10 protein-coding genes and 1 pseudogene are annotated in these 10,310 nt (G+C 67.3%); 5 read left to right on the top strand and 6 right to left on the bottom strand.

The genetic code is table 11. The features are described from left to right. Positions 1-27 precede the first annotated feature (27 nt). Positions 28-300: pseudogene (locus tag AC07X4_RS23105) on the top strand (diacylglycerol kinase family protein); the annotation flags it as partial. On the opposite strand, the gene AC07X4_RS23100 reads toward AC07X4_RS23105, so the two are convergent. Beyond that, positions 294-911, bottom strand: coding sequence for a hypothetical protein (locus tag AC07X4_RS23100; RefSeq protein ID WP_494741441.1), 618 nt, complete (start codon positions 909-911; stop codon positions 294-296). The pseudogene AC07X4_RS23105 and the gene AC07X4_RS23100 sit on opposite strands and share 7 nt — an antisense overlap. A gap of 197 nt (positions 912-1,108) precedes the next feature. Here AC07X4_RS23100 and AC07X4_RS23095 point away from each other — a divergent pair, with 197 nt between their 5' ends. Both AC07X4_RS23095 and AC07X4_RS23090 read left to right on the top strand, forming a co-directional pair. Then, positions 1,109-1,897, top strand: coding sequence for a metallophosphoesterase family protein (locus tag AC07X4_RS23095; protein ID WP_494741440.1), 789 nt, complete (start codon positions 1,109-1,111; stop codon positions 1,895-1,897). 314 nt (positions 1,898-2,211) lie between these two features. Further along, complete coding sequence (locus AC07X4_RS23090) at positions 2,212-3,294, top strand: adenylate/guanylate cyclase domain-containing protein (RefSeq protein ID WP_108498312.1); 1,083 nt, start codon at positions 2,212-2,214, stop codon at positions 3,292-3,294. 33 nt (positions 3,295-3,327) lie between these two features. Here the strand turns inward: AC07X4_RS23090 and AC07X4_RS23085 are convergent, their stop codons facing one another. After that, positions 3,328-4,074: a haloacid dehalogenase type II gene (locus AC07X4_RS23085; RefSeq protein WP_056060660.1), complete on the bottom strand. Its 747-nt coding sequence runs from the start codon at positions 4,072-4,074 to the stop codon at positions 3,328-3,330. A 174-nt stretch (positions 4,075-4,248) separates the two neighbouring features. Between AC07X4_RS23085 and alaC the strand changes: the two genes are divergently transcribed. Together alaC and AC07X4_RS23075 are read left to right on the top strand one after the other, a co-directional pair. Then, on the top strand, positions 4,249-5,475 hold the full coding sequence (alaC, locus tag AC07X4_RS23080; RefSeq protein ID WP_494741439.1) for an alanine transaminase: 1,227 nt from the start codon (positions 4,249-4,251) through the stop codon (positions 5,473-5,475). 83 nt (positions 5,476-5,558) lie between these two features. Then, entirely contained in the window at positions 5,559-6,071 is a 513-nt protein-coding gene (locus tag AC07X4_RS23075; protein WP_494741438.1) for a GAF domain-containing protein, read from the top strand. Between the two features lie 29 nt (positions 6,072-6,100). Here AC07X4_RS23075 and AC07X4_RS23070 read toward each other — a convergent pair whose 3' ends face one another. From AC07X4_RS23070 to AC07X4_RS23055, 4 genes are all read right to left on the bottom strand, one after another. After that, positions 6,101-6,937 (bottom strand): urease accessory protein UreD, encoded by an 837-nt coding sequence (locus AC07X4_RS23070; RefSeq protein WP_494741437.1) that lies wholly within the window; start codon positions 6,935-6,937, stop codon positions 6,101-6,103. A gap of 92 nt (positions 6,938-7,029) precedes the next feature. Beyond that, the gene (locus tag AC07X4_RS23065; protein ID WP_494741436.1) at positions 7,030-8,415 is read right to left on the bottom strand and encodes an FAD-binding oxidoreductase; all 1,386 of its coding nucleotides are present in this window, start codon (positions 8,413-8,415) and stop codon (positions 7,030-7,032) included. 101 nt (positions 8,416-8,516) lie between these two features. After that, a complete protein-coding gene (locus AC07X4_RS23060) occupies positions 8,517-9,437 on the bottom strand; it encodes an ABC transporter permease (RefSeq protein ID WP_494741435.1) in 921 nt (306 codons plus the stop codon). Next, positions 9,434-10,276 carry an ABC transporter ATP-binding protein gene (locus AC07X4_RS23055; protein WP_063463089.1) on the bottom strand — a complete coding sequence of 281 codons (843 nt, stop codon included), beginning with the start codon at positions 10,274-10,276 and terminating at the stop codon, positions 9,434-9,436. Before AC07X4_RS23055 ends, AC07X4_RS23060 begins: the two co-directional genes overlap by 4 nt. Between the last annotated feature and the right edge of the window lie 34 nt (positions 10,277-10,310).

Raw genomic sequence — 10,310 nt, 5'->3', positions numbered from 1 at the left:
CCCCAGCCCCGTGGCCCCATCCACCTGGTGGTGCCTCGGCGGCCCGGTGCCGACCTGGACCTGCTGCGCGCCAAGCTGGAGGGCGTGCCCGCCTTGCAGACGCACGATGTGGTCTGGCACGTGCCTGACCGGCGCGCCGACATTGTGCAGCTGGCCGAGCAAGCCGCCCAGGCCGCGCAGGACGATGGCGGACTGGTGGTGGCCGCCGGGGGGGATGGCACCATCAACGCGGTGGCGTCGGCCGCGCTGCGCGCCGGGGTGCCGCTGGGGGTGGTGCCCATGGGCACCTTCAACTATTTCAGCCGCGAGCACGGTCTGGCGCTGGACCCAGAGACCGCCGTGCAGGACCTGCTGCAGGCGCTGCATGCAGGGGACCTGCGGCCGGTGCAGGTGGGGTTTGTGAACCGCCGCATGTTTGTGGTCAACGCCAGCGTGGGCCTGTACCCCAAGATGCTGGCCGACCGCGAGATGGCATCACGCCGCTTTGGCCGCAAGCGCTGGGTGGCCATAGCTGCGGCGGTGTGGAGCCTGTTTCGTCCCGCATCGGGCCGCCGCTGGCGCGTGGTGATGAAGACGCACCAGGGCGCCGAGGCGCAGCAGGAGGAGCATCTGGTCACCACCCTGTTTGTGGGCAACAACCCCCTGCAGCTGGACCGCATGGGCCTGCCGCAGGCGCAGAAGGTGGCAGACGGCGGGCACTTGGCCGTGGTGATGCTCAAGCCCCAGGGGCGCTGGGCCCTCGCCCGTACCGTGTGGAACGCGGCCACCGGCCAGCTCGACAAAGACAACGCGGTGGTCAGCATGGCGTGTGCCGAGCTGACCGTGGCGCCCGCCAGCTGGCGGCCCCCGCAGGTCAAGGTGGCGTTTGACGGCGAGCGGGAGTGGATGGCGCCGCCCCTGCATTTCCGCATCAGTGCGCGGCCGCTGTGGCTGGTGGCACCGAGCCCGCTGGCGCGCGATGGCGCAGCGCAGACCCCGCCACCAGAAGATACCGCTTTCGCAGCCTCCGCAACCGACACGCCTGCGCCCGGCATTACCCCCGCCCCCGGCTTGCTGCCTGCATGATGGGACCCCCCTTGCGCCTGCCCACTGCCAGCGACCACTTGCCATGACTGTTCTGATGCACCTGTCGGACTTGCACTTCGGTGCGCACGACCCGTTGGTGTGTGCTGCTGTGCAGCGGCTGGCGCAACGCCTGGGGGTTGCAATGGTGGTGGTGTCTGGCGACCTCACGCAGCGCGCCACGGCCGACCAGTTTGAGCAGGCCGCGCGGTTTGTGCAGGGCCTGCATGCGCGCAGCACCCTGGTGCTGGCGGGCAACCACGACCTGCCCCTGTTTGCGTGGTGGATGCGCTGGGGCCGTTCGTACGAAAGGTTCTCCGAACAGTTCGGCATGGACCAGGAGCCCGTGCGGCAGATGGGAGCGTTCTACGTGGTGGGCGTGAACACCACGCGTGCCTGGCGGCACGAGCGCGGCAGCCTGTCGTCTGCCCAGATCGAGCATGTGGCGCTGCTGCTGGCGCGTGCACCCCCGGGTGCATGGCGCATTGTGGCCAGCCACCACCCGCTGGTAGCGCGCGACGCCGAGGACCGCGACCACCGCCCCCACCGCGCCGACGAAGCCGTGGAGCGCTGGCGCATTGCCGGTGCCCAAATGCTGCTGTCCGGCCACGTGCACCAGCCGCGCCTGTTGCAGCCGGTACCGGGGCTGTGGGCCAGCAGCGCGGGCACGGCGGTGTCGCACCGCCTGCGGCACGGCAGCCCCAACAGCCTGGTGGTGCTCAGCACCGAGGCATCGGGCGCTGTGCCAGACGGCCAGGCGAGGGTGGCGGCACGGTGGGACTATGACGGCGCGGTGGGCGAGTTTGTGTGTGTGGACCGGGTGGCTGCCAGGTGACGGCGGAAGAAGTATCAATTGCTATGCTGTTGATAGCATTTGATGCATATGGATGTAGCGCTTCAAGCCAAGAAGACCCAATTTTTCTACCGGGAAGCGCTGCGGCGCTGCTGGCACGCCCCGAACCGGTTTCCTGATAGCGGACAGGTGCCGCTGACCTCGCTGTTGCTGCTTTGCCCGGGGTGTTTTCACCGGTTGACCAGCCGTGGGGTGGCGCCTATTCTGCGTGGTGAATGGCAGGCATTGCCTTTAGAACCTGAACAGGTTCTTACCCCCACCTACAAAAACCCGGCCGCTCCACGCCCCAGACCTCCATGCACAAAGAATTCCACCACGACGCCGTGCGCCGCCTGCAGGCGCTGATCGAACGCGAAACCGGCAAGCCGCTGGGCGAGGCGGCGCAGGCCGAAATGGCGGGCATCCTGCACGGCATGGAAAACCCCGAAGGTGCTGCCGCCACCGGCCTGGAGGTGGCGCCGCGCGAGGTCACCATCCTGCTCGCCGACCTGCGCGGGTTCACTGCGCTGTCGGGCTCACAGCCCGCATCGGTGGTCATTGCGGCACTCAACCGCTGCCTGGCACGACTGTCGGAGGTGGTGTTCAAGTACCAGGGCACCATCGACAAATTCATGGGCGACTCGATCATGGTGCTGTTCGGCGCCCCGGTGGCCCGCGACGACGATGTGGACCGCGCGCTGCTGTGTGCGGTGGAGATGCAGATCGCCATGCGCGAGCTGAACCTGGCCCACCTGACCGAGCGCCTGCCGGAGGTGTTTCTGGGCATTGGCGTGAACACCGGCACGGTGATGGCCGGGCGCTTTGGCTCGGATGTGTATTCCGAATACACGGTGATCGGCGAGGCCGTGAACCTGGCGTCGCGCATCGAGGCGCTGAGCCTGCGGGGCCAGGTGCTCATCAGCGACTCCACCTACCAGCGCTGCTGGGGGCTGGTGTCGGCGTCTGCGCCCATGCAGGTGTTCGTCAAGGGGCGCACGCAGCCCGTCAGCCTGCGTGAGCTGATCGCCATCCCGTCGCACAAGCTCAAGGTGCCCCGCCAGGAGTTCCGCCGCAGCCACCGTGTTGACGCGCGCCTGCCCTGCCTGTGCCAGCGCATGCAGGACAAGATCGTGGTGCCCCACATCGTGCACGGTGCCATCCGCGACATTGGCTACCACGGCCTGCTGGTCGAGCTGATCGAGCCGCTGGAACCCCACAGCGAGATCAAGCTGGAGTTCGAGCTGCCGCTGGTGGACTACCGCGTGGCCGACGTGTACGCGCGCGTCATCACCCTCAAGCAGGAGGGCGACGAATGGGTGGCCGGGCTGGAGTTCACCTCCATCAGCGCCGAGTGCCGCGCCAAGGTGCAGATGTTTGTGCAGCTGCTGGTGGCGCACTGACGCGCGCGCACACAGCACCGCACCGCTGGCCGTTCAGCATCCCAGCAGGCTGGCCAGATCGGTCAGGTCCTTGGCGTGCAAGTCATTGCCGGGCTGCGGCGACACATCCTTGGGCTGTGCCACGCCAAACTCGTGTGGCCGTTCGATGTACGCCGTGCGCAGGCCACAGCCCCGCGCAGCGGCCAGGTCGTCGTGGTGCGCCGCCACCAGCGCCACCTGCTGTGGTGGCAGGTCAAACACCCGCGCCACGCCCAGGTAGGTGTCGGGATGCGGCTTGTAGGCCTTGAACACCTCGGCGCTCAACACACAGTCCCAGGGCAACCCGGCGCGCTTGGCCATGTTGGTCAGCAGGCCGATGTTGCCGTTCGATAGCGTGGTGATGGTGTAGCGCTGCTTGAGCCGCGTCAGCCCCTGCACGCTGTCGGGCCAGGCATGGAGCCGGTGCCACGCGCGGTTGAGGTGGTGGCGCTCCGCCTCGCCCAGGTGTGCCAGCCCAAAGCGCGGAAGGATCTCGTCCAGGATCTGCCGGTGCAGGGCATCGATCAGCGTCCAGCCCTGTTCGCCGCGCATCACCCGCGCCATGGCGGGCTGGTAGCCCGCGCGCCACGCCAGTGCAAACGCATCGGCATCCACCTGGGGATAGAGTGCCCGCACCTCGCGCGCAATGCTGCCGTGCCAGTCCACCACGGTGCCAAAGATGTCGAAGGCCAGCACCTGCACCTGGGCAAAGGGATGGTCGGCAGGCAGGGCAGTGGGGTTGGTGGATGGGAGGGTGTTCATGCGCCCATCGTAGAGGCGGCGGCATGCCCTCGTCCCCACTGCGGCATTGCCGCCACACTGCGGACAAAGGGCTGGAGCGCTACCCGCAGCTTGCGCTACATTGGCTGCGGGCTGGCCTTTCTGCCAGCCACGTCGCTCGGACGGTTCCGGGCGCTTACGTGAAAGTCACACCGCATGTCTGCATCGCAGGGCAAGCGCCGTTTTGCGCGCATCGATCGCCTTCCTCCCTACGTCTTCAACATCACGGCCGAGCTCAAGCTCGCCGCCCGCCGCCGGGGCGAAGACATCATCGACATGAGCATGGGCAACCCCGACGGGGCCACGCCACCGCACATCGTCGCCAAGCTCACCGAAGTGGCCCAGCGGCCCGATACCCACGGCTACAGCGCCAGCAAAGGCATCCCGCGCCTGCGCCGCGCCATCAGCCACTGGTACAAAGACCGCTATGCGGTGGACATCAACCCCGATACCGAGGCCATCGTCACCATTGGCTCCAAGGAAGGCCTGGCCCATCTGATGCTGGCCACGCTGGACCGGGGCGACACCGTGCTGGTGCCCGACCCGAGCTACCCCATCCACATCTACGGTGCGGTGATTGCCGGGGCCGACATCCGCAGCGTGCCGGTGGCGCCCGATGTGGACTTCTTTGCCGAGCTGGAAAAGGCCATCCGCGGCAGCTACCCCAAGCCCAAGATGATGATCTTTGGCTTCCCGAGCAACCCCACGGCGCAGTGCGTGGACCTGAGTTTCTTCGAGCGCGTGATCGCCCTGGCCAAGAAGCACGACATCCTGGTGGTGCACGACCTGGCCTATGCCGACATCGTGTACGACGGCTACCGCGCGCCCAGCATCATGGAAGTGCCCGGCGCCAAGGACGTGGCGGTGGAGTTCTTCACACTGAGCAAAAGCTACAACATGGCCGGCTGGCGCGTGGGCTTCATGGTGGGCAACCCCGACCTGGTGGCGGCGCTGGCCCGCATCAAGAGCTACCACGACTACGGCACCTTCACGCCCCTGCAGGTGGCCGCCATCGCTGCGCTGGAGGGCGACCAGCAGTGCGTGAAAGACATCGCCGCCCAGTACCAGCGCCGCCGCGACGTGCTCTACAAGGGCCTCACCGAAGCCGGCTGGGCCGTGGACTGCCCCAAGGCCAGCATGTACATCTGGGCCCGCATCCCCGAGCCGTATCGCGCGCTGGGCTCGCTGGAATTTGCGCGGCAACTGCTGGACAAGGCCAAGGTGTGTGTGTCGCCAGGCATCGGCTTTGGCGACCAGGGGGATGAGTACGTGCGCTTTGCGCTGATCGAGAACGAGGCGCGGATTCGGCAGGCGGTGCGGGGGATTCGCGCCATGTTCAAGGCGGATGGCTTGTTGAAGCTGCCCCCGGTGACACCCGCCTGAGAAAGGCGCCGCAAGGCGGCGCTGAAACCCGTTGCAACGACTGCTTACGGCATTGGCATGCGCCGCCGCGTAGACTGCGGCGCATGTTTCTGGATTACAACCCCGACGACCTCGACGTCACCATTTCCGAACTGCTGGTTGCCACCAGCGACGCTGCCGACCCCGACCTGCCAGCGGCTGTACCGCAGGTGCTGAAGCTGCTGAGCACCCGCCTCAACATGGATGTGGCCTTCGTGTCCCAGATCACCGAGGGGCGCAGAACCATTAAGGCGGTGGACAGCGCCGCAGACTTTTCCGCAGTGCAGCCGGGCAGATCGGACCCCGTGGAGGAAAGCTGGTGTCAGTGGGTGATCGAGGGGCGCTTGCCCGAAGCGATCAAGGACGCCGGGCCCCTGTTGGCGGCGGGCCGGGCACCCAACCCCGGCTTTCCCATCGGCACGCATCTGAGCACGCCGGTGCGGCTTTCGGGCGGTGAGATATATGGCACGTTGTGCTGCTTCAGCCGTGGCGTGCAGGCCGACGTGGACATCGGCCGCTTGCGGTACACGGCTGACCTGCTGGCCTCGCGGCTCACACTGGATCCCGGGAAGCGCTGACCTCCTGCAGGGCAGTGTTGACCGGCCCCTTACATCGCCCAGATCCGGGGTGCTTCCCCTTCCAGCGACCACATCGCCCGACGCCACGCCACCCGCACGGCCTTGAGCAGTTTCATCGCGGGCTCCACCTGCGGCGCCAGCACACGCACCACCACCATGCGGTCATTGGGGCTGGTGGCGCCTGCGGTGGCTTTGACCTGGGGGTGCTGGTCCATCACCGTGCGGGCCGCGTCCAAGGCAGCGTCGCGGCGTGTGCGGTCGAGTGGCGTGCCTGCGGCAAAGAACATGCTGGCCATGCAGCGGTGGCCCGCCAGGCCCAGGGGGCTGCTCAGCAGCTGGTCATCGGTGGCGTCGATCACGCCGCGCTCCAGCCACAGGCCGGGCACTTCCAGGTGCTGGGTGAAGCGGCCTTGTTCAAACGGCTGGCCCGCGTGCGGCAGGCCAAGCGCCGTCACGTCCCAGGCGATGCACTCGGCGCCGGGGGCGAGGCTCAGCGTGAGGTGGTTTTCAGCATGGCAGGCGCTGTAGCACAGGGCCTCCAGCGGCAGCCATTCCAGGCGCGCGCCTTCGGCCAGGGTGAGGTGGCTGCGTTGCAGCGCCAGCGGGCCGGTGGAGCGGTAGAAGCGCGTGGCACCGGGCGTGGTGACCAGGCCATGGGCGCCGGGGCCCACGGTGGTGGTGATGTCCAGCGTGTCGCCGCCCACCAGGCCGCCGGGCGGGTGCACCAGCACGTTGTGGCAGATGGCGTCGCCCTCGGGGTACAGGCTTTGCAGGATGCGCAGCGGCCCGTTGTGCTCGTAGCGGGCTACCGTGCGGGCGCTATGTTCAGCCGTGTAGTCGAGCTGAAGGCGGGCGTGCCAGGGCATGTTTCGATGGTTTGCTACTAAATGAGTAGCTGATTATGCCCTGCAGGCAAGCGGTAGACGCCTGTGGGTGCGACACGCGCCACCCGTTTTCTCTACGCTGTTTGGCGTACAGGTGTCTGCACGGGGGCTGTGGGTTCGGCCGTGTACCAGCTGCGCAGCTTGCCCGGGTTGAGCAGGCCCTGGGGGTCAAAACGGCGCTTCATGCCCACCACGGCCGGGTCCAGGTTGTTCTGCTTGCCGTCTTCCACGATGTACACATGTGGGTTGTTGATCTGCACGCCGTGGTCGCGGTAGATCTGCATGATCTGGTTCAGGCGTTCTTCGGTGGTGTAGCGGATGATCTGCAGGCCGCTGCAGTTGAAGGCGCCCTCCTTGGTGCGCAAGAACTCCAGGTGCATCATCACCTCGCCCTTCAGCGCGGCCTCCAGCGCCTTCACCTGCTTGAGGCGGTGCATGGGGTTGAAGCCGCTCTGGATATAGGTCAGGCCCTTGTCCACCTTGAGGGCGTGCAGGGTGGTGTGGTTCCAGGTGTATTCGAGCAGCGTCTTGTGGCTGCTGGCCACTTCGTCGGCCGTCTTGCGGTAGGTGACCTGACCGCCGTGCTGGGCCACCATGTCGCGCATGCCGGCTTCTGAGTGCGGGGCCACCAGCAGCAGCACGGCGTGCTGGTCGGCAGGCAGGTGTTCGGCCAGACTGGTGAAGTACTGCGGGATGGGCGCGGCCACAAAACACACCTCCTTTTTCTCCAGCCCGGGCGCGCTGCCAAAGCGGTCGGCAAACTCCAGCGCGGCGTCGAATTGCTCGAAGGTGGCGATGCATTCGGTCCACTCCACGGCGGGGGTCAGGGCCACTTCCAGCTCCAGAACGATGCCGTTTGTGCCGTAGGTGTGGTGCAGCAGCATGGCTTCGGGGCCGCGCAGCTCGATGACCTGGGGCTCGGGCTCCACCGTCATCGCGCGCACGGCCAGCACGTTGCCGGGCGCGGCCAGCGGGCCGTGGTTGATGGAGCCCGCACCACCAAAGCCGCCGCCAAACAGCCCGCCCAGCGTGGCGCTGCGGTAGGTGCTGGGCAGCCAGCGCAGCTCTTGCCCGTGGGGCTTGGCCTGTGTGTCAAAGTCTGCCAGCCGAATGCCCGACTGCGCGCGGCCCACGCCGCCGCGCACCCAGCCAAAGGCGTTGTAGCCCGACAGGTCCAGGATCACGCCGCCGTGCAGTGGCGTGCTCTGGCCGTAGTTGCCGGTGCCGCTGCCGCGCACGGTGAGAGGGATGCCCGCGCTGGCGCATGCGGCTACCACCTGGCGGATTTCTGCTTCGGTGCGTGGGCGCACGGCGATGTCGCCACGCTTGCCCGCCAGGTCGCGTTTGAGCACGGGGCTGAACCAGGCAAAGTCCTGTGAGAGGCGGCCCACGCGCAGCGGGTCGGCAATCCAGTCCAGATCGGGCAGCAGGTCGGGCAGTTGATGGGCGGTGGTGGTCATATCGGTATCTCCTTGGCCGCTGGTGGCCGTTTTGGGCAAAAGGAAGCCCGTGCCGCGCGCCAGTGGCTGCGCGCGGTGTGTTGGCGATGGGGTTGAAAGGGCTAGTCGTGCGACGTTTCGCTGGCGTGCCAGCCGCCCAGGGCGACACGGGTGAGCCAGGCCATCAGCACGAACAAGGCGACGCCAGTGAGCGAAATCAGCAGCAGTGCAGCAAACATGCGCGGGATGTTGAGCTGAAAGCCGGCCTGCAAAATCTGGTACGCCAGCCCCGCACCCTGGCCCCCGGTGCCCGCCACAAACTCCGCTACCACGGCGCCGATGAGCGCGAGGCCGCTGGAAATGCGCAGCCCGCCAAAAAAGTAGGGCAGCGCGCTCGGGATGCGCAGGCGCAGCAGCGTCTGCAGCCGCGTGGCGCGGTTGAGCTGGAAGTAGCTTTGCAGGTCAGGCTCCACGCTGCGCAAACCCAGCGTGGTGTTGCTGATGATGGGGAACAGGGCGACCAGTGCGGCGCAGATCACCATGGATGCGGTCGGGTCCTTCACCCAGATGATGATGAGCGGCGCCACGGCCACGATGGGCGTGACCTGCAGCAGCACGGCGTAGGGGAAGAGCGCCGTCTCGATGCGTTTGCTCTGAACGAACAGGAACGAGATCAGCACGCCCGCCACCGTGGCCACCACAAAGGCCAGCACCGTGATCTTGACGGTGACCCACAGCGAGCCGCCCAGGGCGGCCCAGTCGGTGAACAGCGTCTTCATCATCAGGATGGGTGAGGGCACCAGGTAGGGTGGTAGCTCCATGGCCGTGACCAGCCCCTGCCACAGCGCGATCAGCACCAGGCCGACCAGCACGGGGTACACCACGCGCTGCACGCGGGGTTGGGCCATGAGCGGAGTGCGTTTGGGTGTGGCCTTGGCGGCAGGTTTGGCAGCGACTGCTGCAGGCGCTGAGCGCGGGGCGGCTGCGGGGTGGGCGGTGACCACGGGCGACGCCATCGGTGCGGAAGGGAAGGGGGTGCTCATGCCACGGTCTCCTCGGTGTCCACGCTGGCGCGCAGCAGGCTGTCCTGCAGCAGCTTGGCGTAGCGGCTGAATTCGGGCGACACCATGAAGTCGGCCGTGCGGGGGTAGGGCGCGTCGATGCGGAACTCTTCGACCACGCGGCCAGGTCGCGCGGCCATCATGACCACACGGCTGGAGAGGAACACCGCCTCGTGGATCGAGTGCGTCACGAAGATCACGGTGAGCTTCTTCTTGCGCCACAGATCCAGCAGGTCGGCGTCGAGCTTGTGGCGCGTGATTTCGTCCAGCGCGCCAAAGGGCTCGTCCATCAACAGCAGGTCGGGCTGGGTGACCAGGCCGCGCGCAATCGATACGCGCATCTGCATGCCGCCCGACAGCGCTCGGGGCAGGGCGTTGGCAAATTTCGATAAGCCCACCAGTGCCAGCGCTTCGGTCACGCGGGCATCGGCCTCGGCACGTGGCACGCCTGCCAGGTCCAGCGGCAGGCGCACGTTGGTTTGCACACTGGCCCAGGGCATGAGCGTGGGCGACTGGAAGACAAACGCCATTTTCTTGCCGCTCTCGTCCAGCTGCGCCACGGGCTTGCGCCACAGGTGCAGGCGGCCGTCGGTGGGCTCCAGCAGGCCTGCCACCATTTTCAGCAGCGTGCTCTTGCCGCAGCCCGAGGGGCCGAGCAGGGTGACGAATTCGCCTTCCTCAATGGTCAGGTCCACCGGCAGCAGGGCCTGGGTGCCATTGGGGTAGGTTTTTTCGGCCGAGAGCACCTCCACGGCGGGCGTGGAATGGGGTAGCGGTGCCTGGGCGTGTGCGAGCGGTGGAGATTCAGCGGGGGATGTCATGGTCGCCTTTCGATGGATGCGGCCGGGCGGGCAG

Source organism: Acidovorax sp. GW460-11-11-14-LB4 (genome assembly GCF_059423685.1).
Note: the sequence above shows the minus strand (reverse complement) of the source record. Positions and strands in the feature narration are given on the sequence as shown.

What these genes read in the sequence shown, in the direction of transcription:
- AC07X4_RS23060 (WP_494741435.1), bottom strand. Translation starts at nt 9,437, where the DNA reads ATGAGCACCCCCTTCCCTTCCGCACCGATGGCGTCGCCCGTGGTCACC.
- AC07X4_RS23075 (WP_494741438.1), top strand. Translation starts at nt 5,559, where the DNA reads ATGTTTCTGGATTACAACCCCGACGACCTCGACGTCACCATTTCCGAA.
- alaC (WP_494741439.1), top strand. Translation starts at nt 4,249, where the DNA reads ATGTCTGCATCGCAGGGCAAGCGCCGTTTTGCGCGCATCGATCGCCTT.
- AC07X4_RS23065 (WP_494741436.1), bottom strand. Translation starts at nt 8,415, where the DNA reads ATGACCACCACCGCCCATCAACTGCCCGACCTGCTGCCCGATCTGGAC.
- AC07X4_RS23055 (WP_063463089.1), bottom strand. Translation starts at nt 10,276, where the DNA reads ATGACATCCCCCGCTGAATCTCCACCGCTCGCACACGCCCAGGCACCG.
- AC07X4_RS23095 (WP_494741440.1), top strand. Translation starts at nt 1,109, where the DNA reads ATGACTGTTCTGATGCACCTGTCGGACTTGCACTTCGGTGCGCACGAC.
- AC07X4_RS23100 (WP_494741441.1), bottom strand. Translation starts at nt 911, where the DNA reads ATGCGGAAATGCAGGGGCGGCGCCATCCACTCCCGCTCGCCGTCAAAC.
- AC07X4_RS23070 (WP_494741437.1), bottom strand. Translation starts at nt 6,937, where the DNA reads ATGCCCTGGCACGCCCGCCTTCAGCTCGACTACACGGCTGAACATAGC.
- AC07X4_RS23090 (WP_108498312.1), top strand. Translation starts at nt 2,212, where the DNA reads ATGCACAAAGAATTCCACCACGACGCCGTGCGCCGCCTGCAGGCGCTG.
- AC07X4_RS23085 (WP_056060660.1), bottom strand. Translation starts at nt 4,074, where the DNA reads ATGAACACCCTCCCATCCACCAACCCCACTGCCCTGCCTGCCGACCAT.